The sequence below is a fragment of the Pseudoalteromonas qingdaonensis genome (assembly GCF_038739665.1).
GTDB lineage: Bacteria > Pseudomonadota > Gammaproteobacteria > Enterobacterales > Alteromonadaceae > Pseudoalteromonas > Pseudoalteromonas qingdaonensis.
In genome coordinates, this window is sequence record NZ_JBCGCU010000004.1 from 76,299 (window position 1) to 99,525 (window position 23,227).

General features: G+C 49.0%; 19 protein-coding genes. 6 read left to right on the forward strand and 13 right to left on the reverse strand.

Going from position 1 to position 23,227, the window contains the following annotated elements; genetic code table 11:
* Window positions 1-9: 9 nt before the first annotated feature.
* On the reverse strand, window positions 10-1,410 hold the full coding sequence (gene nirK, locus WCN91_RS05155; RefSeq protein ID WP_342676933.1) for a copper-containing nitrite reductase: 1,401 nt from the start codon (window positions 1,408-1,410) through the stop codon (window positions 10-12).
* 776 nt (window positions 1,411-2,186) lie between these two features.
* Between nirK and WCN91_RS05160 the strand changes: the two genes are divergently transcribed.
* Window positions 2,187-2,369 carry a helix-turn-helix domain-containing protein gene (locus WCN91_RS05160; RefSeq protein ID WP_342676936.1) on the forward strand — a complete coding sequence of 61 codons (183 nt, stop codon included), beginning with the start codon at window positions 2,187-2,189 and terminating at the stop codon, window positions 2,367-2,369.
* Window positions 2,370-2,376: 7 nt separating this feature from the next.
* Here the strand turns inward: WCN91_RS05160 and WCN91_RS05165 are convergent, their stop codons facing one another.
* The 3 genes from WCN91_RS05165 to WCN91_RS05175 form a co-directional block, all read right to left on the reverse strand.
* Window positions 2,377-3,459 carry a leucine-rich repeat domain-containing protein gene (locus tag WCN91_RS05165; RefSeq protein ID WP_342676938.1) on the reverse strand — a complete coding sequence of 361 codons (1,083 nt, stop codon included), beginning with the start codon at window positions 3,457-3,459 and terminating at the stop codon, window positions 2,377-2,379.
* Between the two features lie 148 nt (window positions 3,460-3,607).
* A complete protein-coding gene (locus WCN91_RS05170; RefSeq protein ID WP_342676940.1) occupies window positions 3,608-3,907 on the reverse strand; it encodes a hypothetical protein in 300 nt (99 codons plus the stop codon).
* Between the two features lie 26 nt (window positions 3,908-3,933).
* Window positions 3,934-6,282 carry a sensor domain-containing protein gene (locus tag WCN91_RS05175; RefSeq protein WP_342676942.1) on the reverse strand — a complete coding sequence of 783 codons (2,349 nt, stop codon included), beginning with the start codon at window positions 6,280-6,282 and terminating at the stop codon, window positions 3,934-3,936.
* Window positions 6,283-6,903: 621 nt separating this feature from the next.
* Here WCN91_RS05175 and WCN91_RS05180 point away from each other — a divergent pair.
* Window positions 6,904-7,830 carry a tetratricopeptide repeat protein gene (locus tag WCN91_RS05180; RefSeq protein ID WP_342676944.1) on the forward strand — a complete coding sequence of 309 codons (927 nt, stop codon included), beginning with the start codon at window positions 6,904-6,906 and terminating at the stop codon, window positions 7,828-7,830.
* 202 nt (window positions 7,831-8,032) lie between these two features.
* On the opposite strand, the gene WCN91_RS05185 is transcribed toward WCN91_RS05180, so the two are convergent.
* Both WCN91_RS05185 and WCN91_RS05190 read right to left on the reverse strand, forming a co-directional pair.
* Window positions 8,033-8,536, reverse strand: coding sequence for a nuclear transport factor 2 family protein (locus WCN91_RS05185; protein WP_342676946.1), 504 nt, complete (start codon window positions 8,534-8,536; stop codon window positions 8,033-8,035).
* Window positions 8,537-8,559: 23 nt separating this feature from the next.
* On the reverse strand, window positions 8,560-9,300 hold the full coding sequence (locus tag WCN91_RS05190) for a ferredoxin--NADP reductase (RefSeq protein WP_342676949.1): 741 nt from the start codon (window positions 9,298-9,300) through the stop codon (window positions 8,560-8,562).
* 278 nt (window positions 9,301-9,578) lie between these two features.
* Between WCN91_RS05190 and WCN91_RS05195 the strand changes: the two genes are divergently transcribed.
* Window positions 9,579-10,607 (forward strand): NADP-dependent oxidoreductase, encoded by a 1,029-nt coding sequence (locus tag WCN91_RS05195; protein ID WP_342676950.1) that lies wholly within the window; start codon window positions 9,579-9,581, stop codon window positions 10,605-10,607.
* Between the two features lie 287 nt (window positions 10,608-10,894).
* On the opposite strand, the gene WCN91_RS05200 is transcribed toward WCN91_RS05195, so the two are convergent.
* The 5 genes from WCN91_RS05200 to WCN91_RS05220 all read right to left on the reverse strand — a co-directional run bounded on the left by WCN91_RS05200 (window position 10,895) and on the right by WCN91_RS05220 (window position 16,196).
* Window positions 10,895-11,755, reverse strand: a complete 861-nt coding sequence (locus WCN91_RS05200; RefSeq protein ID WP_342676952.1) for a DUF6999 family protein — start codon at window positions 11,753-11,755, stop codon at window positions 10,895-10,897.
* Window positions 11,748-12,428, reverse strand: coding sequence for an iron-containing redox enzyme family protein (locus WCN91_RS05205; RefSeq protein WP_342676954.1), 681 nt, complete (start codon window positions 12,426-12,428; stop codon window positions 11,748-11,750). Before WCN91_RS05205 ends, WCN91_RS05200 begins: the two co-directional genes overlap by 8 nt.
* 7 nt (window positions 12,429-12,435) lie before the next feature.
* The gene (locus tag WCN91_RS05210; RefSeq protein WP_342676956.1) at window positions 12,436-13,533 is read right to left on the reverse strand and encodes a beta-ketoacyl-ACP synthase III; all 1,098 of its coding nucleotides are present in this window, start codon (window positions 13,531-13,533) and stop codon (window positions 12,436-12,438) included.
* Between the two features lies 1 nt (window position 13,534).
* The gene (locus WCN91_RS05215) at window positions 13,535-14,092 is read right to left on the reverse strand and encodes a diguanylate cyclase (protein ID WP_342676958.1); all 558 of its coding nucleotides are present in this window, start codon (window positions 14,090-14,092) and stop codon (window positions 13,535-13,537) included.
* Between the two features lie 148 nt (window positions 14,093-14,240).
* A complete protein-coding gene (locus tag WCN91_RS05220) occupies window positions 14,241-16,196 on the reverse strand; it encodes a GGDEF domain-containing protein (protein ID WP_342676959.1) in 1,956 nt (651 codons plus the stop codon).
* Window positions 16,197-16,453: 257 nt separating this feature from the next.
* Between WCN91_RS05220 and WCN91_RS05225 the strand changes: the two genes are divergently transcribed.
* A complete protein-coding gene (locus WCN91_RS05225; protein WP_342676961.1) occupies window positions 16,454-16,939 on the forward strand; it encodes a hypothetical protein in 486 nt (161 codons plus the stop codon).
* Between the two features lie 128 nt (window positions 16,940-17,067).
* The gene (locus tag WCN91_RS05230; RefSeq protein WP_342676963.1) at window positions 17,068-18,795 is read left to right on the forward strand and encodes a class I SAM-dependent methyltransferase; all 1,728 of its coding nucleotides are present in this window, start codon (window positions 17,068-17,070) and stop codon (window positions 18,793-18,795) included.
* Window positions 18,796-18,857: 62 nt separating this feature from the next.
* On the opposite strand, the gene WCN91_RS05235 is transcribed toward WCN91_RS05230, so the two are convergent.
* Window positions 18,858-21,104, reverse strand: a complete 2,247-nt coding sequence (locus WCN91_RS05235) for an NERD domain-containing protein (protein WP_342676965.1) — start codon at window positions 21,102-21,104, stop codon at window positions 18,858-18,860.
* A gap of 246 nt (window positions 21,105-21,350) precedes the next feature.
* Here WCN91_RS05235 and WCN91_RS05240 point away from each other — a divergent pair, with 246 nt between their 5' ends.
* Window positions 21,351-22,913 carry a sensor domain-containing diguanylate cyclase gene (locus tag WCN91_RS05240; RefSeq protein ID WP_342676967.1) on the forward strand — a complete coding sequence of 521 codons (1,563 nt, stop codon included), beginning with the start codon at window positions 21,351-21,353 and terminating at the stop codon, window positions 22,911-22,913.
* 8 nt (window positions 22,914-22,921) lie between these two features.
* On the opposite strand, the gene WCN91_RS05245 is transcribed toward WCN91_RS05240, so the two are convergent.
* The gene (locus tag WCN91_RS05245) at window positions 22,922-23,047 is read right to left on the reverse strand and encodes a hypothetical protein (protein ID WP_342676969.1); all 126 of its coding nucleotides are present in this window, start codon (window positions 23,045-23,047) and stop codon (window positions 22,922-22,924) included.
* Window positions 23,048-23,227 lie beyond the last annotated feature (180 nt).

Below are 23,227 nucleotides of genomic sequence, written 5' to 3' on the forward strand. Positions count from 1 at the left end.
GCTCTTGCCTTAATGCGCTTTTTGCTTACGAACCTTTTGCACTTGCTCAACCGTGATCTCACCACCCTTGTTATCCCAAGAGTTTAAGATGAAGGTTAAAACGTTGGCAATTTCGTCGTCATCAAGCAGCATGGCCGGCATTACGCTGTTAAAGCTTTCGCCGTTGACCTTAATCGGGCCTTCAAGACCATGAACTATGGCGCTGATACCACGAATAGGATCTTCGTTAAAGTAGTCAGACTTAGCCAGCGGTGGGAAGGCTTGAGGTATACCTTCACCATTCGGTTGGTGACAGGCAGCACAGTTAGCGTTGTAAATGCGCTTACCAAAGGTGATTTTATCTTCCTTGTTTTGCGCTTTAGCAACCTGGTATTCACCTTCAATGCTTTGAATTGCTGAGCCTTCTGGTTGATAGATGGCTTCGCTTATCTTACCTGAATACACCACCTTATCTTCTTCGCCTTTGACGTTGATCATACCCAGTGCACCCTTGTTAAAGGCACGGAAGATGGAGTGATCCACCATGATCAAATTGCCTGGTACTTGCACTTTAAAATCGACAATGGCCGAGCCGCCAGCAGGCACTAAGGTAGTTTGTACGTTATGGTTTTTCGCATCGCCACCTTCGATATACACGGTATCGAAAATCTCACCGATAACATGGAAAGAAGACACCAGGTTAGGGCCACCATTACCCACATAAAGGCGGATGGTTTCGCCAACTTTAGCGGTTAAGGAGTTTTCCCCTGTTAGGCTGCCTACAGCGCCATTAAAGACCACATAATCAGCGTTTTCTTCTATGGCTTTTTCCATATCGAAAGGTTGCAGGCCTGCTTCACCGTATTTGCCCTTGGTGTAGAAATCACCCTGCATCACATAGTATTCACGGTCCACCTTAGGCAGGCCACCTTTTGGCTCAACCAAGATAAGGCCATACATGCCGTTGGCAATGTGCATACCTACCGGCGCAGTTGCGCAGTGATACACGTATAAACCTGGGTTTAGGGCCTGAAACGCAAAAGTAGATGTGTGTCCCGGAGCGGTAAAGGATGAAACTGCGCCACCCCCAGGCCCGGTAACCGCGTGCAGGTCGATATTGTGTGGCATTTTCGAGCTAGGGTGGTTGGAAAGATGGAACTCAATCTCATCACCTTCTTTAACGCGTATAAAACTGCCCGGTACGGTACCACCAAAGGACCAGTACACGTATTCTACACCATCGGCCATGGTGCCGATTTCTTCTACTGTTTCCAGATGCACTACAACGCGAGCATTATGATCACGGCTAATGGCCGGGGGCACATGCGGGGGAGCAGTAAGTACGGCGTCTTCAACGGGGAGTGCCGAAGCTGCGCCAAGGTAGGTAGAGGCCGTGATAGCCAGAGTGATCCACAGTGTTTTTACACCCATAGTCCTTACTCCGTGTGTTGTCGGGTTATTAACCCTTTCATTTAGTTGTGTGCATACTTTGTTTTTGAATACACACAGGTATACAGGCTCGCGATGTGATGGGGTGTACCAGCTCAGCGTTAAATCGAGCACTGTAAAAATTAACCATAACCAGTATTAGCTACTCCCTAAAAACCGGCATGACCTGGATCATCTTTATTACATATTTAACAGAAGAATTAAGCAGTTGTTTCTGGTTTTGTCAAAGTCGGTGGCGGTGGATATTTATGGCAAAAATGGTTCATCGCGGCTTTCCGAGGAAGGTTATCGAGGAGGTTATCAAGGACACCCACTCTAGGAGGTTATCAAGGACACCCACTCTAATAGGGTTATCAAGGACACCCACTCTAGTGATGAAGGCTATGATGGACACCTACTCTTATCCTTCACATTCTGAGATGGGTGTCTTGGTAATTTTCGCCACTCTTACACTTTGAGATTTAAGGTGGGTGTCTTGGTAGTTTTCCTTTGAGATTTAAGATGGGTGTCTTGGTAGTTTCTTTGAGATTTAAGATGGGTGTCTAGCTAATTTACTTATCCTTCACATTCTGAGATGGGTGTCTTGGTAATTTTCGCCACTCTTACACTTTGAGATTTAAGATGGGTGTCTTGGTAGTTTTCCTTTGAGATTTAAGATGGGTGTCTTGGTAGTTTCTTTGAGATTTAAGATGGGTGTCTAGCTAATTTATTAAGATGGGTGTCTAGCTAATTTAGATGGGTGTCTTGGTAGTTTTAAGGTGCCGACCTTGTGCTTTGAGCTGCCCATGAGTCGCACCGACACTGCTAATTTGCTCGGGGTTTCCTCCGAGGCGGTGTGCCGCGAGTTTACCCGCTTAAAACATGAAGGCGTGCTTGAGGTGCAGCGTAAAAAAATCTACATCAGCGATCTAGATGAGCTTTATGCATTGGCCAGTGAATAAGCACGGGTTAGGCTGGCTCATCAACTATGCATAGGCTTCTTCTGAGCTCATCCAAATTGTTCCAACTTGGGTGCAGGCGCGTTTTTAACGCGTCGGTGCCCATACTTTTCAGTGCTGCCGGAGCGGCTATCTCGGCCGTCGGATTCCCCCAAAACGCATAACTGCCAATCGAAGTAACGGAGTCGGGCAGGATCACCTCGGTGAGCTCGTTACTATCAAAGGCGCTGCTACCTATATGGATCAGTGAGTCTGGCAGGGTGACGGCTGTTAGGTGTTGGCAATCAAAGACATGAGGGGCAATGCTGGTGACCGAATCGGCCAAGGTAATGGCCTTGCGCTCGCCGCCATAGGCAATCAAGGTGCGGTTAGACTCTTCCCCATAAATAAACCCATGTGTGATCTTGCCGTTGACCTTTTCAATGCGGTTATAGCGAAACGCGGAATAGTGAATATGCTCCAGTGTTTTTGGCAATGTGATGGCCGTGAGGGTATTGTGCTCAAAGGTGCCTTCCTCAATTCTCGTCACTGCCGCGGGAATAGCCACCGAGATAAGCTTGTTGACCTGAAAGGCATCCGCACCCAAGTGACTCAGTGAGTCGGGTAGATTAACCTGAGTCAGCTTATTGTACTCGAATGCCCCGGCATCAATTCGGGTTAGAGTTTCTGGTAGTTTAAGACTCACTAGCTCATTAAATTTAAAGGCGTCTTCACCGATATGGGTAAGTGAGGCCGAGAGCTTAACGCTACTGAGATTGCTGTCCCAAAAGGCGCGTTTACCTATATGGATCACCGAATCACCAATAATGACTTTGGAGAGCTTTTTGCGCTCAAATGCCGAAGGCGCTATATGGGTGATGACAACACCATCCAAGGTATCGGGAATACGTACGGCGACATAGTCCGAGATAAAGGTGCGCGGGCCGTACTCGCCCTGGTATTTGACTAAGGTTCCTGTGTCTCGATCTAGAGTAACATCCTTGATTGTCAGGCTGTACGGGGTGTAGCTGTAGGTAACAAGGCCACCAATAACCAGGGCCAATAACGGGAAAATTACAAACACCAGGGGTTTGAAAAATCGGCGTGACTTCATTTGTTCATCCTTGAATTTGGTGGTTAACAGCTATCGAAACTTAGGCGATTGTCGCGAGTCGATCATATTGAATCGATCATAGCGAATCGAACACTTCTAGTCGATCAAACCCAGGTTAACTGATTGCGGTGCGAATTTAAAAAAGTTTTTAAATCAATGAATTGTAAGGCTTGTTATCTGCGCCATCGGGGTGGGCAAATGCTATCTCAATGACGTGAAAGGGGGTGCCCCATTGCTGTATGGTCATCACCTCACGCTGCTCATGGCCGCGCAGTTTGACCTTGGCGCCGGGCTTTGAAAATTGTGCCGGCAGGTTTAGCGGCAGCAGGCGTTTACCATCTTTGGTAACTAGGCCAAAAAAGCCACCTTCTAACTCGATATAACAGACTTCGGCCTCGAGCCAGTTATCGTCTGTATTGTGTGACGCTGCTGCGGATAATTCGGTCATGCTCTGGGCTCCATTTATTGCTTTTATTAATCCATTATTACCGCTGAAGCTAGCTGTGGGCTGCTATTTTTCTCAACCCTGGCCTTGTTGCTATCTGGGGCCATAAACAAATGCTCAAGCTCTGTTGCCGATACTGGCTTGCTAAAATAGTAACCCTGGTAATAATCCACCCGGTAGTTTTTCAACAGATTAAAATGCTCTGGCGTCTCAACGCCTTCGGCGACCACGGTTAAATTAAAGTTATTCGCCAAATCAATAATGGATTTAACCACCAGGTGGGCATGTTTATCTGTGACCATGTCTTGCACAAAGGAGCGGTCGATTTTAATTTCGTCTATGGGCAGGGAGCGCAAATAACTTAATGATGAGTAGCCGGTGCCAAAGTCATCAAGAGCGATGGAAACGCCAAACTTTCTGAGTTTATTGAGTTTATCGGTGGCATCATTGATATCGCGAATAAGCACGGACTCGGTTACTTCAACGACCAGCTTGCTGTGGTCAATCTGGTATTTCTGCACCACCTTAATAAAGTCTTCGACAAAGTGGGCGCGCCAAATTTCTTTAGCACTTAGATTAACCGCTAGATGCAGGTGTTTGCTATGGGCCTGATGCTGCCATTGCTCTAGCTGCTGGCAGGCGAGTTCGAGCATTATGGCGCCCATAGGCACGATCAGGTTGCTTTCTTCGGCCATGTGCATAAACACATCGGGAGAGAGTAACCCCAAAGTAGGGTGCTGCCAGCGGAGCAGGGCTTCGGCGCCAATCAGGGTGGCTTTCATATCGAATTTGGGCTGCAGATAAATGCAAAAATCGCGATTGGCGATGGAGTCATGTATGGCTTTTTGCAGCTCACTTCTTTGGCGCAGTTCATCCTGCATATTGGTGTCGAAAATCATCGCTTTTTGACCGCCGCTGGCCTTGGTGCGATACAAGGCCATATCAGCCAGTTGCAGCAGCTTCATGGTGCACAGATCATCGGCGGTAAACACCACACCGCCAATACTGCCGGTGATCGAGTAGTCGATATCTATATCCTGCACATCGCTGGCTAAGGATGTCGACTTGGAAATTTCTTTAAGTACCCGCTCGGCATAGTGCTCTGCGGTGCGCAGTGCCTCACCCGGAACATTATTTAGCTGAGGAAGTACAATCGCAAATTCATCGCCACCGAAGCGGGAAATAATCCCTTGGCCCTGATTAATGTGTTTAAGTCGCTCGCCCACTACCTTGAGTAGTTGATCACCTATATGGTGGCCAAAACTGTCGTTGAGTAACTTAAAGCGATCCAGATCGAGAAACAAGAGCGCACTATAACTGTTTGTTTTCTGATTAGATTTTATTGCTTTTTCTAACTCAGCTTCCAATCGCGTGCGATTTAGTAAGCCGGTGAGCTGATCATAATAGGCAAGGTTGATTATCCTATCCTGATTGTTTTTCTCTTCGGTAATATCCAGTGCCAGGCCTACCAGCCACAGCGGCTGGTTATTGTCGTCGAACTCAGCAACACGGCCGCGGTCCCAAATCCAGATCACCTCGCCATTGGGCTTTTTCATACGAAACTCAATGCTATAGGGCTGGTGGTTGCGCATCAGTGTTTTCAGCACCTTGGTAACCATGGGTCGGTCTTCAGGGACGATACATTGCTCAAATTCCTTAAATGACTTGTCGCTATGTTCAATGCCGGTGATCAGTTCCCACTGGTGATTATGCAGCACCTGATTGGTCTGCACGTTCCATTCCCACAGCCCTTCTTCGGATACGTCCAACACATGCTCTAAGCGCTTTTTGTTTCTGTCTGCCTCTTCTTTTAAGCGGGTGATTTCGGTGATGTCTTTAGCGATAACGGCAATATGAAGACGGTCGCGAACGTCGTGAAATGGTACCTTTACGGAGTGAAAATGACGGATTTCGCCGGTATTTACATCGGTGGCCGACTCGTACACTTCTTCTATTTCAAAGCGGCGCATAATGCCCTGAACATTTTCCCTGAAGAAATCGGCCTGCTCTTTATTATCAATAAAATCAAGGTCATCTTTGCCTATCATTTGTTCCGGTGAGCTGTTGTACAGCTTGGCCATGGTGTCGTTGCAAAACTGGAAGTTGCCCTGATAGTCCTTTATCAGCACCACATCATTAATGGAGTTGAGTAGCCGTTTGATAATGTTCGCATGCTTATCGACTCGATTGCATACAAAAAGTAATAAGCTAAGGGTAAGCAGCAGCTGCGAGCCCAGTAGAAAGAGCACCTTGGTGGTGTCGCTTAGGTCATTATAAAAAAGTTTATAAAACAGTATGATAGATAAGGTGGATAAAGCTGAGGCGGCCACAGCAAACAAAAAAAGCCTACCCTTGTAAATTTTGTTTATATCAAACATTTATAATCCTAAGTCAGCATGATCCGGTGAGTCCTTACCCTTATCAATACCCTACAAGCTAGGTAAACCTTGCGTCAATGGCAAACTTCCCTGCCGTGTCAACGCGTTATTATTATCTGTGTTCTTGTCTACCGTGCCGAAAACGGCCTTATATAAGGAAGTAAAGCCCACATTTTCCCAGTTGCAAATCAATTATGAAATAAAGCGGTATAATTAGGGCCTTGTGTTGCCCATATGAAGCTACCTAAGCCCAGATGGTAACTGCGCATTTTCACTTTTGTATTGAGAGCCTCTTCACTCAAGGGAGCCTCAATTACCGCGTTAATCTAGCCTAATGCGTTGACGAAAACGCCAGTGTAAAGTGGCACAAGGGCTACCTATTATGCCTTAAAATACTGGCGAATCTAGCAGCAAAAAAAGGTATAACTCACTGTATTATCAATTAAGTATAGGTTCAGTGTGTAAGCAATACTATGGCCATTCACTCCTGTTAATGTTCCTTGAACCTTTATTGTTGTTAAGCAGGTTAGCCAGCTATATTTGTAGCTGGCTTTTTTTTGCCTGGACGCTGCCAAGCTGGCATCATAGGGGCTGCAAAAATAAGAGAAAAAGGATCTAAGCATGCTGAAATGGGCGAGTTACCTGTTTTTTGGTGTTATTTTGAGTGTTTCAATGGCGCAAAATGCGTGGGCACAGGCCGAGCAAGAGCCGGTTACGCTCCCCGAGCAGCAAGCCAAAGGGCTTTCTCAAGAGCAGCAAGTTCAGGCGCAGCAATCGGTTTCACAGTTGGATGGGCCCATGTACCGTCCCTTGATTGAGCGCTTTATTCTTGATGAATTACAGGCCGTGCGTAAGGATCAGCAGGCACTGCGCGCCGAATACGTTGAAAAAATAGCCCATGCCCAGTTGGACACCGCCGACCGCGCCCTTGGCTACACCACAGACACAATGAATAACCTCTTTATTCTTATTACCGCCACAGTATCCATCTTGGTATTGGTGGGCTGGAACTCATTGCGTGATGTGAAAAACAAGGTAGAAGATATAGTTAACACCCGGGTAAAAGCCATTACGGAAGAGTACGAATCGCGACTGGCCGGGTTAGAGAGTCAGCTGCGTGAGCGCTCTGAAGCCATCCTCAATAATCAGAAAAAGATCACCATTACCAATGAAATCCACTCCTTATGGATGCGTGCCAATCTTGAAAGCGATTACGGTACTAAGGTGGAGATCTATGACGAAATCCTTTCCCGCAAGCCTGAGGATGTTGAAGCTATTGCCTACAAGGCGGATGCTTTATTGGAGTTAGGCGATACCCAGCAGGCCATTATGCTGTGTAATCAGGCCTTGGATATCGATTCGGATTATGGCTATGCCTATTGGCAGCGCGCCTGTGCTTACTCGCTGCTTCATGAGCACAGCGATGCCCTGGCGGATATCCGCATGGCCTTGGAATATTCGCCAAACCTGCGTAATGAGCTGCTTCATGAAAGTGCTTTTGCCAGCCTGCACGATAACGCCAGCTTTAACGATATAGTGAACGGTTAACCCTTTGCAAGGCTAAAGCCTCGCCTACAGATAGCCTATTGCCTGTAGGCGAGGCCCTGTAGGTCAGACTCTGTAGGTCAGACTTTAGTCTGACAATTAAACAATTAAACAATCGAACAACACATGAGCTTATTGTCGATAAGGTCTGGCACTAACCCTTTGCAAGGCTAAAGCCTCGCCCACAGCACCGACCTACAAGGGGCTATTTCCCTTTAAAAAACAAAACCTTGGTTACCTTGGCATTATTGATTTCATAGCTGGCAACCACTTCGCCACGCTTATCTACTACCTCGGGGTCTTTGGAGCATGACTCGGAAAGCTCCTGATCTATCACGTATTTACCATGAACTATGCGCTTAATGGGTGTGCTTTTGACGCATTGCAGGCTTTTAAACATGGCGCCATAGCGGGCAATTAATTGCTCCTTGCCGCTAAACATCAGCTGTTCCGGGAACATATAAAAGGAAATGTCTTCGGCAAAATAGCTGATAAAGGTATCGATATCCTTGTCGTTGTAAGCGCTTAGCAGGGCATCAACAACGGCGACGGCCTGTTGTTGCGCCTTGCTTAGTTTCTTTGCAGTTTGCTGTTCGAGTTGATTCTCAACCAATTCGCTGGCTTGGGCGCTTAGCGGCTCTGCGCTTTCATTGGCCAGTGCCGGTTGCCAAAGCAGGGCTGCCAAGATAGCGACAATATGGGTTTTCATAATGGGTGTTAGTCCTTTGGTTACTACCAGTATTGCTCTACGGTTATTTGCCCCGGGCTGCGGCGGCGGTTGCGATTGTAGCCTAAATCCATTAAACATTGACTGGTTTCTTTGACCATGTCGGGATTACCGCAAATCATAAACTGTGCCATATCCGGGCTGGCTTCAAGCTGAACATGTGTAAAAAGCTCACCGCTTGTAATAAGTTGCGGAATGCGCTTTGTCAGTGGTGTGGCATCGCGTTCGCGGGTGACCACGGGCACATAATGTAATTGTGGGTATTGCTCCTGTAGTTCCAGGATCATCTCTTTATAGCTGAGATCCTGGCTGTGACGAACACAGTGTACCAGTACCAGATGTTGAAATTGTTGCCATACCTGTTGCTCTTGCAGCATAGATAAAAACGGGCCTATGGCGGTGCCTGTGCTTAACATCCACAGCTGCTCGGCGCTTGGCACCTCATCCAGGGTGAAAAAGCCATGGCTCTTGGCGGCAATTTGCACGCTGTCACCGGGCTCTAAGCGGGCCAGGGCTGCGGAAAGGGTGCCATCATCGAGCTTGATCAGGTAAAACTCCAGGTTCTTTGAGCTCGGTGGATTAACAAAGGAATAAGCTCTTGCTACGCGCTCATCGCCAATTTGCAGCGCCAGCTTGGTGTATTGCCCAGCCGTAAATGGCTCTATGTCTGCGGTGACCACTAAACTAAATAGCTTTTCATTCCACCATATCAGCCGTTTTACTTTTGCCTCTAACCAATTCGCCATACTGTGCTCCAAAGCCTTTAGCCTCAATAAGTTAAATCTGGCAATGGAATGACTTAAAGTCAATTTATACCGTACTAAAGCACTCTAAACGTCCCTTTTTTGTTTACTTAATCGCCAGCAATGGAAAAATCGTTGTTGGCACAGTAGATGGACAAAAATAAACCAAGGTAAAGTTATTTTACCTAAGATTACATTTTGCAACGCTTTGCCGTCTTGAAAGCCGAATGACCACCCCAATTATACTTGAGTAACCATTCAAGAATGTTTAGGAGTTAATAATGAATACAGTTAATCGTCAAATTCTGTTGAATTCACGTCCGGTAGGGGAGCCCGTAGCCGACAATTTTCGTATGCACCAAGGGGAGATCCCAAGTCCAAAACAAGGTGAAATGTTGCTGCGCACCGTTTATCTTTCCCTCGACCCTTATATGCGCGGTCGCATGAGCGATGCGGAGTCTTATGCGGATCCCGTGGCTCTTGGCGAGGTGATGATTGGTGGCACAGTAGCGCAAGTTGTTGAATCTAATCTTGATGGTTACGCCGCAGGTGACTGGGTGCTGTCTATTAACGGCTGGCAAGACTATGCCATCAGCACAGGTGAGATGGCGATCAATCTGGGTAAGAGCCCAGCCCAGCCATCTTGGGCTCTGGGCGCCTTAGGTATGCCAGGCTTTACCGCTTACATGGGCTTACTGGATATTGGTCAGCCACAGGCAGGTGAAACCGTAGTGGTTGCTGCGGCCAGCGGCGCCGTGGGTGCCAACGTGGGTCAAATCGCGAAAATTAAAGGTGCCAAGGTAGTAGGCATTGCCGGTGGCGAAGAAAAGTGTCGTTATGTGGTTGAAGAGCTTGGCTTTGATGCCTGTATTGACCACAAGGCCGATGATTTTGCCGAGCAATTAGCCGCAGCCTGCGACAAGGGCATAGATGTGTACTTCGAGAATGTTGGTGGCAAGGTATTCGATGCGGTATTGCCTTTGCTTAACACTAAGGCGCGAATTCCCTTGTGCGGCCTGATCGCGCATTACAACGATACCGAACTCCCGGCTGGCCCGGATCGTATGCCTTTGTTAATGGGCAAGGTGCTGGCAAAACGCATGACCATGAAGGGCTTTATTATTTATGATGATTACGGCCACCGTTATGAAGAGTTCGCCACCGATATGCACCAATGGGTGAGCGAGGGCAAGATCAAGTACAAAGAGCACCTGCTCCAAGGTCTTGAAAATGCACCCGCAGGTTTAAACGACGTACTCAATGGCCGTAACTTCGGCAAAATGGTCGTTAAAGTTAACGAACCGCTTTGATAGCTAGGGTCTGTTGACCTTTGTTGTTTGTTTCTGCAGCAGTTTGTAGTGTATTTGTACAAGGCGGCACATGTGTGGTGTAGTTATTCTACATAAACATGTAACAACACAGTAGAAATGCGCTACAAACGCTGCCCTACGGGTTCACCTAAACGCATCCTGCTCTGTGTTGCTCGCGATGAACATAGAATGACTATGCATCATAACGAGCGTCGTGATCAGAATGCGTTTAGATTGAACATAAAGTAAACCGCAAAGATAAACAGACCCTAAATAAAAGCCGAGAATTACTCGGCTTTTTCTTCTGCACACTGAGGTGCCGTTTGTGGCTCTCTCAACTGCTCTAAACGAGCATACATATACTCGGTAAAGAAGCCGTGCATCAGAAAACGCTGCCCCAGGTTCCACGGGCCAACCAGATATAAAGGATGCTTGTTATAGGCCATTTCGGTAAGGGTTGGGTCGCCAATCATCTGACCTATGCGCACCGCCATAGACTGGTCCAGATTAAAGCCGTTGATGGCATCGCGGTACTCGTCTTTTTTCAACAGTAAGCAAAATAAGCACATAAACAGGGCGTGAGCGCTTTCAAAGTCTAGAAACTGGGTCCAACGTTTTTCCACCCTAAAATCATCCATATTGACCGGTTGCCAGTGCGTCCAGTTAAGTGTTTGCTTAGGAGATTCCAGGCGTTGCCAATGACCGAGCTCGGCAAAGGCACTAAACAAGCACTGATCGTGCTCGACAAAACTGGCGTACTTCATATCCTCTATGGTTTTAGGATACAGAGCCAAGGGTGTTACCGCGTCCTTGCCTGTGTTGTCTATGATGAAATTGAGGATATTCGACTCGGTAGCATAATGTCTTAAAATCAATAGGTTGGCTTCGCGGCTAACAAAGTGGCGACAGAACCAACAGATTAATTTTTGCAGTGGCCCGTGGGCACTGAATTGCGGCAGCGGCAGGCGCTTAAACAGCCAGACCAGATGCAGCAAAAGCACAAAAAATGCTTGAAACAGCGGCCTTACCAACCAGCGCAACGGGTTATTGACGTCTTTTAACCATAAATCCACGGCGGCCTGCTCGATGGGAATGGAGTTGTCCACTGCCAGCGCTTTGAGTAGAGCCGAATATTGCTGTTTAGCCATCGATTTCCTCCAGTTGCAGCGTATATAAACGGCCCACTACCTTGGCGGTTCGTAAAATCGCTTCGACCTGTTGCTCGCTATGGCTGACGCGGTCGATAAGTCGGTAGAGCTTTTCTAAATGCGCATCGTCGTTATCGCCGTGATAGCGCATAAAGCGCGTATAGTCGCCATCTATTTGCAGACAATGCTCAACCTGTTTAGCCCAGTCGCTGGCCATCTTGTGCCCTAAGCCTTCGATGATCCACATGGCTCCTATCATGTCCACCGGGTTGGGCTGTGAGCCTCGGTACATAAGAAAGGCATGCAGAGCCTCGCTGCCGGCGTTGCGCGGTGCCTTAACTATGTCTTCCAGGGTACCGCCTGCGGCAACATAGTCTTGCTCTAACACCTCGTAATCTCGGTGTTCTTCTTGAGCGTGGCCGATCACTATGGCGCGCACATCGGCGTAGTCTCGATCAAAACTTGAGGCGGTGCGGGTGATCCAACGAGCCCCTTCGATCACTTGCTGGCGCAGATTAAGCAGTAGTTTTTGGTAGTCTTGCTGCTCAAACTGGCCTCGCTGCAGGCGGGCGATAATAGGCACTCGCCCCAGCTGACGTTCAAAGTCGAACCAAATACGCATCAGGCCTTGCAAGCAGCGCTGGCCGTTGTCACTTAAAACATGCTGCTCCATGTTGTTACTACTGTACCACGGTTAATTTCATATAAGCGTTATTAAAACGACCGCTCTCCGGCACCATGCACACCAGGGTGTCGCCAACCTGATATTCCTGAGTGCGTCTAAACTCGTCGAGCATTATAAAAATAGAGGCGCAGCCGGTGTTACCGCGCTCATAGAGATTGGTGTACCACTTATGTTCGGGGATCTCGCAACCTGCTCGTTTCAGCATGTCGAATATCGGCTTACGAAAATAATCAGAGGAATAGTGGCACAACAGATGATCGATACCATCCACGGTTAAACGGCCCTCATCAAGCAGGCGTAAAAAACCATCGACGCCGAGCTTAACTATGTTGTCGAGTAGGCGCACATCCTGGCGCAGCAAAATAGCGCCGTCTGCTTCGGCCTCGGCATAGTTGGGGTAATCCTGCCAGGAGCGCTCCTTGTTATTAGCTTTGCCCACTGACATACACACGGGATAGGCATCGGCGTGAGAAAAACTGCGGATCCACTCTATTTTGAAACACTTGCCCCTGGGCCTGCGCTCAAGCAAGAGCGCGCCGGCGCCATCGGAGAGCATCCAGCGTAGAAACTCGGCATTAAAGTCCAGCTGCGCATTGGCTGCTTCATAGCGACTGGCCTTAAACAGGCGTGACGCTAACTCGCTGGCGACCACCAGAGCCTGGCTGTGTTCATCGGCGAGCAACTGCATATAGGCAGCCTTTAGTGCCATCAGGCTGCTGGAGCAAATACCATGGCTGGAATGCACTTCCACATCGCTTAACCCTAGCTCGGCCTGAACCATGGACGCAAAGCCCGGCAGCACCAAATCCCCCTGACTGGTGGCGGCGCTAAGCAGGCCTATGCTGTGCTTATCAATATAACTTTGCTCTAAGCAGGATTGCGCGGCTGCGGCGGCCATGGCCGCATTAGAAATGCAGGTGTTGTGCTCTTTATCTATGGCGTAATGGCGGGTTTTAATGCCGTTAGACTGCAAGATGCGCTTTTTTAAGCGGCTGGGTTTGCCAAAAACGCGCCCGAGTACATCTTCGATCTGCTCATTATTTACCGCATCGCCGGGTAAATAATGACCGCTGCTGGTGATATAGACACCCATATTAACGTCCTTTTAAGCTAACTCGTAGACAACGAATATTTTCTTCCAGATAGGGGAACACGCACAATAGGGCCATAAAGGTAAGATAGCCGGGTAAGAACCAGGAGCCGCCATGGGGGTAAGTCATGGGCACCAGGTGCATTTGTCCCTGCCAATTAAAGGTTACCAGGTCGATGACCACGGGCCAGTTCACCACTGCGATCAGCGCCAGCATATATAAGGGCAAGGTGGCGAGATAACTGTGCGCATGCATCTCCCAGATACTGATATGGCGTTTGTCACTGGCATAAGAGACATCCCAGTGGGCGACAAACTCATGCAGCAGCCAGGCGGCTAAACACACTAGCAGTACCAGCACATTGACGCGATAAAGCAAACACATAAGAATGGGAATGCCCACTTGAATGCCCATCACCGAATGCATCAGAGACTCTTTAAGGCCGGAAGTCTGCTCTATTTTAGTGGCGCGATGGCAGCACCAGTCGACAAACCCGGCAATGCCCCATAAGGGTAGAAATACGAATAACAGTAGATTGATTAGAAGTTGTGCGGTGTCCATAGTGTGTCCAATCCTTGGCTTGAGGCGGCCAGATTAGCACAAGGCTGCTAGGGTAAGCCAATAAAACTCTAATGATTTCAGTATCTAGTGGTTAAAGAGGAGCGCCGCTGGCCGTCAACTCATCAGTTTTTTAGGCACAGGATCAAGGCTAAGACTGACCGCTGATCACACAATTACGCCGCAAGCGTTTGCCCTGATACAGGCACAAATCTGCCTGTTTAAACAGGGCATTAACCTGGGCCTTGGTGTATTCGGTGCTGGCCACACCTAAGGTGGCGGTGACCTCGACCATTTGCTGATTAATGCAAATGCTGGCCTGTGCAATTTTTCCGCGGATTTTTTCCGCCACACCCACCCCTTGCTCCTGTGTGGTATTGGGCAAAATAATGGCAAACTCTTCGCCGCCGATGCGGGCCACTATGTCATATTTACGGATAGCCGTATTGAGCAGTTGAGCCACGCTTTGCAGCACCTGATCGCCGCCATGATGGCCGAAATTGTCGTTAATTTGCTTGAACAGGTCGAGATCGAGGATGATCAAGGCCAATGGCTGCTCCTCGCGCACCGCTTGGTCGAGGCGCAGTTGTAACTGCTCAAAGAAATAACGGCGATTATAAAGCCCTGTCAGGGGATCGGTCGTCGACTCTTTACGTAATCTCAGCTCCAGCAGCTTGCGCTCGGTAATATCTATCACCATGCCGGTCCACATAATGCCACCGTCGGTTTGTCGCTGCGGAATGGCATGGGCAAACAGCCATTTGTAGCCAACGCTCAGGGTGACTTTAAACTCACATTCGAAATCTTCCAGCTTGGCCGCCGAGTGCACAACTTCTTCAAGCATTTTCCCTCTGTCGCTATGGACTACCTTGCTTAACATGCGCGCCGGGTTTTGCAGTGCTTGCTCGGGCGTTACCTCGAAAATACGTTTAACCCCTTCACTGGCATAGAGAAAATTCCAGGAACGCCCGGCCGTCAGCACAAACTGATAAATCATACCTGGGATGATCTGCGCCAAGGCATCCATGCGCGTATGCAGGCTCATGTTCTCGGTTTTATCGAACAGGGAACCTACCAGGGCATCCGGCTCACCATTATAGCCCTTAGGTGCCTTAATGCGCTGGCTATGCTCGCACAACCACACATAATGGCCCTGACTATGACGAAAGCGATAGTCGCACTTACACACGCCTCGGGCACCCTGGGCAAGCCAATGATTATATTCGGCCTGCAGCGCTTCTCTGTCTTCCGGGTGTATTTGCGCCAACCACCAATGGCTGTTGCCCTGTATGTTGGCGACCTTATAGCCGGTGATGCGCTCTACCTCGGCCGACATATAGGTAAAGTGACCAAGCCGATTAAGCGGGCTTTTAAACACCGCCGCCGGCAGGCTGTCGATAATGGAGTTGAGCTCGTTACGTACCTTTTGTAGCTCGTTAATAGTATTGATGCGGTTGGTGATATCTATATGAGTGCCGGTGATCCACTCCGGCCGATTATTGGCTGTACGGGTTGCCACCCGGCCGCAATCCCTCACCCAGACCCAATGGCCATCCTTATGTTTTAAGCGCACCTCGCACAGGTAATCCTCGTCATCACCGCAAAAGTGGCGCTCTAGGGCGCTGTTGGAGCGTTTAATATCATCCGGGTGGGCAAACTCCAGCCAGGTATCTATGGAGATGGGGGAGAGCTCTTCCAGGGTATAGCCGAGAATTTGCGCCCAGCGCTCATTTAAGATCACTTCCCCGGTTTGACAGTTCCACTCCCAGGTGCCAGCGCGGGTGCTGTCGATTATGGTTTTCAGACGCTCGGCATTACTAAGCTGCTGATAGCCGGACTGGCATCGCTGCAAAGACACCATAATGTAGGCCTGCTCACCACAGCACACATGTAAGTCACCCTGATATTCGCCGTTCTCGCATTCGGTCTTCACCCAATAATGCTCATCTAAAAGCAGGGCGCCAAAGTCCAAAACTCCGACACTGGTACGAAACGCAAACTCGTCTATATGCAAGTCCAGGTAGCGCTGTAAATGACGAGGGAAGACAGCATTGCAAAGTCCGCCACAATCGAAAAGCAAGATGATGTTATTTTCATTGTTGCCCAAGTTGGTTCCTACAACTGTTTAGCCAAGGTTATCGAGCCGGATTCTTTAGAGTTGGTTGTTGGTAGTAGGGCTCGCGGTGGTAAGGAAAAAGTATAGTGTAGGGATTTTTATCTGCGTACTTTTGTTCAGTTTTCATTAATAGTTTTTGGGTCGTGTAAATAAATGTAAAGGATCCCTTGGTTTATCTGGGGTTCATGGAATCGCACCTAGAGTAAAGATATTACAAAGAGGTCAACTGACCGAAAAAGGAGGTCCTTATGCGACTCACTACATTTGTTATCGGTGCGGCATTATTTTGTTTGGCACCCCTAGAAGCAGCTCTGGCGAAACCCGAACACTTCATACCGCCGGGCCAACAGAAAAAACTGGTGAATCACGATAATGGTGATCACAAATATCGTCATGAAGGTGACAGAAAGCGTTATGACCGCCACGAACGCGACAGAAAACGCCATGACAAACATGATCGTAAGCACAAAAAAGACCGTCACCATGACCGCCGTTACTACGGCTATCATAAAAAGCATAAACGTAATCGTCACTACTACTGCGACCATTACAGCCACCGCCGCTATGACCGCTACTGGCGTGTAGGTCATCATATTGATTACGACCTATACCGTCACGGCCGAGTACTGCGCCGCGACCGCCATGGCCACGTGATTATTGATATGCACGGCGACATTTTCCGAGTTCTGGAAAACAGTCTGGAGATTGTAGAAATCCTAAGCCGTCGCCACTAATTCAAATACGCACCAGAGCGCCCCGCAAGGGGCGTTTTTTTGTGCAAAGAAAAGCGCATCAGTCTTTGTCATTATTCTTGGGTATGCTATTTTCGACTTATAACTATAAGTAATAAAATGGATTCTGCTTGAGCTCCCAGTTCTACAACCAAAATGCCACACAATTAGCCGAGCAATACCTAAGCGCCGATTTTGAAAAAGTACATGCGGCCTGGTTGCACCTGCTTCAGCCGTTACTGCAAAAACCACAATGTCGCATGCTGGATATTGGTGCGGGAGCCGGTCGGGATGCTTTATACCTGGCTCAGCACGGACAGGACGTTGAGGTTTATGCGGTAGAACCAGCGCAAATGCTTGCCGAGCTAGGCGCTAGGCATACCAAAGACTATGCGGTTCATTGGCTGGAAGATTCCTTGCCGGAATTGGAACGTATTACCAGTAAAGAAATCAGTTTTGACCTTATTTTGCTCAGTGCCGTTTGGATGCATATTCCCGAAGGGCAACGTCCGCGAGCGATCCGCAAACTGGCAAACTTACTGAAACCCGGCGGCCAACTGGTGATCTCCTTGCGCCATGGACAAGGAGAGGTAGAGCTTAAAGAGCGTGGTATGTATCAGGTATGCGCTGATACGTTAAAGCAATTAGCCACGCAAGTGGGCTTGCAGTGTATTTTGTGCACCGAGCTTCAAACTGACGAGCTCAACCGCGCAGACGTTCATTGGCAAACCGTGGTGCTGCGCTTGCCGGATGACGGCAGTGGCTCTTTTAGTTTAATTCGCCATGTGGCCCTCAATGATGGTAAATCCGCGACCCATAAACTGGCATTGATGCGAGTGCTGTTGCGCATTGCCGATGGTCATCCCGGAGCCGTTATCCGCCGTGAGGATAACCGCGTTATTTTACCTGCGGGCTTGGTCGCTCTTTATTGGTGCCACCAGTATAAAGATTTGATCGATTACTATGAGTTGTATCAGACGCCGAATAAAAGCCCGAATATGGGATTTATGAAGGCCGATGGCTGGCATCTATTGACGCACCTGAATGCGACCGACTACCGCGTTGGTAACCTTTTTGTTGGCGATGATGCGCTTGCCTTGCACAAAACCCTTTCTCATGCGGTGCAGAACATTCGCAATATGCCTTGCAAATATATTACCTTTCCCAACACCGAGCAGTGCGTATTCGAGCTTGCGAGCCAAGTTGTTCGTGCCAAGGACACCCTGTTTTTAGACTTTGAGAGCCTGTGCCAATGGGGCGAGTTTTCCCTGCCCGAGCATGTTTGGACAGCTCTGAATCGCTTCGCTTGCTGGATTGAACCCGTTTTGGTCAGCGAATGGGCGAAAACCATGGCCAGTTATCGCGGTAATGCGATTCACTTGGAGCAGCAGCCATATATCTTCTCCCAGGCATTAAACTGGCTTGACCCTAAACGCACGACCACAGAAGTGCGCCAGCGAGTGACCGATATGGCCGAAGAGGGGGATGCTATTCATTGTGTCTGGACGCAGCGTTCGCTGCAACAAGGCTTTGATGTTGATCACTGCATGCCTTTTTCACGCTGGCCAAACAACGATTTATGGAATTTATTACCGAGCACACCCAAAGCGAACAATGAAAAGCGCGACCGATTGCCCAGTAATATCCGCTTGCATCATGCCGGAGAGCATATACGCCACTGGTGGCAACAAGCCTGGGAAACCGAGCAAGAGAGCGTGCTTTCGCAGCGCTTTTTCGCCGAAGCGAATCTGGCGCTGCCTGGTTTAGGAGTGGGCAATCGTTCGATAGACGACTTGTTTGCCGCTTTGCTATTACAACGCGGGCGTTTACGTGAACTGCAGCAATTGCAGGAATGGTAACTAAATAACTCTATTGCACTTACTAACACAATAAAATGGCGCCCATCGGGCGCCATTTCTTATTAGGACTTTTCGCTTTCCAGCGGGCCGGCGCCTATGTCTATCTTTTCTTCCTGAGGAGTGAAGTTGGGGTCGAGGGACAGATTGGCGAAGGGGTTGGCCTTGGCTTTTTTGTTCTGCTCTTCGTCTTCTTCAACCTCGGTTTCTGGAGCTGGTTCTTGCTCTTGCTCGGGCGTTTGTTGTGCCAGGGCCGATTCCAGTTCTAACAGGGCGTCGTCCAGTGATTGGGTGTCTGCGTTGTTTAAATCCAGGCTAACTTCGGTCTCGAGTTGAGTCTCGAGCTCTGCCTTAGTTTCAGCTTCTAATTCGGCTTCGTGGTGCGTTGCTGGAGTTAGCTGGCTGCCCAAAGGCTGTGTTTCTTCTTGCGGCTCTTCTTCGCTACTGAAGTGTGTGGCTGGTTCGATATCCTCAGCTGGCACCTGGCTATCCATGTTCGGCTCTGGATGAGCTTGGGGCTGCTGTGAGTCGGCAACTGGCTCGTCACTGGCTTTGCTTTTGAACTCATCGGCGCTTTCTTGCGGCAATGGCGCTGCTGTTGTTTGCTCAGCAGCTGCCTGGGCATCGTCTGCCTTGCTTGGTGTGGCTTTGCTTGAAGCATAGCCGGTGACTTGGTCTAAGTACGCCATAAACTCTTCATCGGACATGCTCGACCAGTCTTGAGCGGTCAGCTGGCTTGTTGACTTGCTCTCTTGCGGCGCGGTTTCTGTTTCTGGCTCGGCGCTGCTACTTGGCTCGGCCGGGGCTGCTTCAGGGCTGGCTGGCTGCTCATCGCTGGCGTCGGCTTTTTTGCGCACAAAGGGGTGGATCTCGGCGCTGTGTTGCTGGCCTTCACTTTGGCTTGTGGCCTTAGCTGCGGTCGGCTCGCGGCGCAGTGGTGCGACATTTGGTGCCTGTGGTTCGCCTTCATCAGGTGCCTGAGGGGTAGGCTGCTGTGCAGGCTCAGCCGCAGCATCTGTGTCTGCTTCTTCGCTGGGTTCTGGTTTGTGTGCTGCCGCATTAAGCGGTGCGTAGGCGCCATGAGCCAACAATTGTTTGATCTTATCTTTATGAATCGAGCTTAGCTCTTCACCATAGTTTTGGGTGCTGATGCTAAGCACATGGTCAACAAAGTCTTTTTCGTAAAGAACTGAGCTTGGCATGGGCGATTTAAAGACCGCATCCTGATTAAAGAGGATAAGACAGTGGATTTCCTGCATTGGCAGTGCCAGCACCTGTGCCAGGGCGTGCGCCTGTTCGCGCAGCACTGTGAGAGGGTTAGCAAATTTTTCGTCTTCACCATTATGTCTGGCAGTCCAGTCATGGGCTTTTTCGCCGCCATAAATATCACCAGCGACATCAATATGGGCGACCATAAACACACCAAATTGGCTCAGTAGCAGGTGCTCTATATGGGCTATCTTGCCTTGCTCTCCTACGGCTATGGGCACGGCGGTAAATTTGCTATAGAGCTGCGGATCCAGGGTGGCGTGTTTACTTCCAGTTAGCTTTTTCCATGCCATTTTAAGACCTGAGGGCTTTTTAATGGCTTTAACTTCCCCTTCAGATGACAGTTTAGGTTTAGCTACCTTGGGCGTGTCTTGGCGTTTTTTGCGCAGCACCAGCAGTGTGGCCAGGCCCACGATTAGAACCAGTAAAGCGATAATCGCAGGGATGGCCATGTCCAGTAAGGTGTTTGTACTGGCTTGTGCTGTCGGCTGTGGTTTTGGGTTCACCTTGGCTGGGGTCGCTTTGGCTGGTGCAACTTGAGTAGCAGCCGCATCACTTGCGCTTTGCTGCGTATTTGCTGGCGTAGTTAAATCGCTGGCTTGTGTCTCAATATCGCTTTTGGTTGCAGTTTCGCTTGCGACTTGTTGTGACTCAGTCAGGGGAGTCTCTGTTTGTGGGCTGGTAATTTCGCCAGCAAGGGCATTATTCTGGTCGTTTTGCACCTTTGTCGATACCAGCGCTTGGTCGGCACTGTTTGCGCCTTTGACTTGCTCTGTGAAAGGCTCAGGCTTAACCAAGGCTGTGGCGCTAACCTGCGGCCTTGTTCGCTGCACTTGTTGCTGTGCCTGGGCTTTATCAAGCTGCGGGCAGTTGCTATCATAATCCCGTTGCGCCTTACGGTAACTGGGATGCGTACGTGAATGATCGAACTGTGCCATTTGCTGTTTTAATAGAATGCACATGGCGCGGTTATATTCGCGCGCTTCGGCCTCGTTAGCCTGCAACAGCGTCAGGGTGACAAAAATTAGAAAAGCTAATCTCATTTCCTAAACATAAGTAAAATTTCTGTTATCTTTGTCTAGTCTAACAGCTAATTCATAAATTAGGCTATAGCCTTATAGAGTCATTTGAGAATTCAATAGGTTAATTGCTTATTATGTGAGATATTGATGCCGTATGGAGTAAGATAATGACGCTTTATTTGTGTGCTTGTATGGACTAATAACAAATCATTAGCATGGGTTTAGGTTACTCTAATTTGGTAAATAAGTATTAGTGGTGAATGTTTAATGCGTCTTATGCGATTGTTTGTACTCGAGCTGCGCCAAGTGATCCTAGGTTTTACACTGCTTTTGGTGTTTATTACCCTGGCTAACCAGTTTGTGATCAGCTATCGCGTTTATACCCAGCAGGCCATGACGCAAAGCCTGGAGGCAAACCGCGCTTATGCCAGTAAACTGGCCGATATTACCAGCCAGCTTATTCAATCATTGCAGATGCAGCTGGCCTATAGCGCCCAGTCGCTGAGCGGCGATCTGGATAATGCCGAGCGCCGTGAGCAAGAAGTACAGCGTTTACTATCACAAACCCAGTCTTTTAATTCAGTGGTGATTGTCGACCGCCGCGGCGAGGTGATCAGTGCTGCACCTGAACAACTGGGTGCCGTGGGTATCATTTTGAACGCTGCCGCTACCACGCAGTCGTTAATGGTGCCACAAGCCATGATGCCGCAGCCCTATGTATCGCCCTTGGGCAACCTGGTCGTGAGCCCTTCGCATCCGATCATGTCAGACACTGAGCCCGAGCGTTATCTGGGTTATATTTCCGGCAGTATGTATTTGCATGGCAACAATATTTTATCGCGGCTGTTAGGCACTCACTTTTATGGTGCGGAAGCGCGCATTATGGTGCTCAGTGAAAATGGTGCTGTGGTTTATGATAGTCAGAGCCAGCATATTGGTATGACAGTGGGCGATATGCATCCGCTGTGGGGCGCGTTCATGCAAGCGCAAGCGGGGGAAAGTGGTGCCATGGTCAGCACTCAGGGTGAATCCCAGTTAATAGGCTATGCCCCGGTTAAAGATATGCGCTGGGTGGTTTTGGTTTCGAGTGCGCAGCAGCAGGTGGTCACCAGTGTGGGTAACACCATAGGCAACTTGATGGAAAAAGCGGCGCCGGTGACCATTATCACGCTTTTGGTTATTTGGCTGCTTGCCGGTACCATTAGTGCGCCATTGCAAATTCTGGCCCGGCGGGTGCGCGATAATGATAAAACCTTTGACGATATTCCCGCCTGGTATACCGAAGCCAAAACCCTGAAGCAGGCCATTGAAGTCTACAGTAAAGAGCAGTTGCAACGTATCAGCGCCCTTAACCTGGCGAGCAACACAGATCCTCTGACCGGCATAGGCAATCGCCGTTATTTACAAAGCTGCATGGACTCCATGCGGGAGCAGGGACAGTCCTTTGCCATATTGGCCCTGGATATCGACCACTTTAAGAGTATTAATGACCGCTTTGGTCATGATGTTGGCGATCAGGTGATCAAAACCGTGGCGCAATTGCTCAAGCTGGGGTGTCGTGAATATGATTATGTGTGTCGCAGTGGCGGTGAGGAGTTTACGCTGCTGTTGCCCGGACTTGATGCCGTAAAGGCACTGGAGCTCGCTGAGCGCTTGCGCCAGCAGATTGCCGAGCATAGTTTTGCGCCAGTGACCCAGGTTACAGTATCTGTGGGTGTGAGTTTGTGGCAGGGCGGTGTGGAAATAAGTGCAGCACTGAAAGCTGCCGATAAAGCGCTATACAAGGCAAAAAATAAGGGCCGTAATTGCACCGAGGCGGAATTACTTTAGGGCAGACCCTAGCGTTTTCGTTGACGCTCAATAAGCATGAGTAAGCGTTGCGACAAGCCCCAGACCAAAAGCAGGATCACCAAGAGGGTGATGATCATCAAGATGGTCTGATCGCTAATAAAAAGCCAACTCAAGCTCAAAACAAAGCAGGAGATCAGGCATATTCGTAATAAATGATTCTTCGGCTTTTGTGCAGCATTTTGCATAATTTACGACACCTAATTTACGACACCTAAGTTGATTGCCTTGTGTATTTGTAAGTGGTACAAAGGAACAGTTGACTTTGTGCCATGGTAAAAAAACTATCATCTTAA

What these genes read in the sequence shown, in the direction of transcription:
- WCN91_RS05235 (WP_342676965.1), bottom strand. Translation starts at nt 21,104, where the DNA reads ATGAGATTAGCTTTTCTAATTTTTGTCACCCTGACGCTGTTGCAGGCT.
- WCN91_RS05195 (WP_342676950.1), top strand. Translation starts at nt 9,579, where the DNA reads ATGAATACAGTTAATCGTCAAATTCTGTTGAATTCACGTCCGGTAGGG.
- WCN91_RS05200 (WP_342676952.1), bottom strand. Translation starts at nt 11,755, where the DNA reads ATGGCTAAACAGCAATATTCGGCTCTACTCAAAGCGCTGGCAGTGGAC.
- WCN91_RS05205 (WP_342676954.1), bottom strand. Translation starts at nt 12,428, where the DNA reads ATGGAGCAGCATGTTTTAAGTGACAACGGCCAGCGCTGCTTGCAAGGC.
- WCN91_RS05240 (WP_342676967.1), top strand. Translation starts at nt 21,351, where the DNA reads ATGCGTCTTATGCGATTGTTTGTACTCGAGCTGCGCCAAGTGATCCTA.
- WCN91_RS05225 (WP_342676961.1), top strand. Translation starts at nt 16,454, where the DNA reads ATGCGACTCACTACATTTGTTATCGGTGCGGCATTATTTTGTTTGGCA.
- WCN91_RS05170 (WP_342676940.1), bottom strand. Translation starts at nt 3,907, where the DNA reads ATGACCGAATTATCCGCAGCAGCGTCACACAATACAGACGATAACTGG.
- WCN91_RS05165 (WP_342676938.1), bottom strand. Translation starts at nt 3,459, where the DNA reads ATGAAGTCACGCCGATTTTTCAAACCCCTGGTGTTTGTAATTTTCCCG.
- WCN91_RS05180 (WP_342676944.1), top strand. Translation starts at nt 6,904, where the DNA reads ATGCTGAAATGGGCGAGTTACCTGTTTTTTGGTGTTATTTTGAGTGTT.
- WCN91_RS05210 (WP_342676956.1), bottom strand. Translation starts at nt 13,533, where the DNA reads ATGGGTGTCTATATCACCAGCAGCGGTCATTATTTACCCGGCGATGCG.
- WCN91_RS05185 (WP_342676946.1), bottom strand. Translation starts at nt 8,536, where the DNA reads ATGAAAACCCATATTGTCGCTATCTTGGCAGCCCTGCTTTGGCAACCG.
- WCN91_RS05215 (WP_342676958.1), bottom strand. Translation starts at nt 14,092, where the DNA reads ATGGACACCGCACAACTTCTAATCAATCTACTGTTATTCGTATTTCTA.
- nirK (WP_342676933.1), bottom strand. Translation starts at nt 1,410, where the DNA reads ATGGGTGTAAAAACACTGTGGATCACTCTGGCTATCACGGCCTCTACC.
- WCN91_RS05190 (WP_342676949.1), bottom strand. Translation starts at nt 9,300, where the DNA reads ATGGCGAATTGGTTAGAGGCAAAAGTAAAACGGCTGATATGGTGGAAT.
- WCN91_RS05175 (WP_342676942.1), bottom strand. Translation starts at nt 6,282, where the DNA reads ATGTTTGATATAAACAAAATTTACAAGGGTAGGCTTTTTTTGTTTGCT.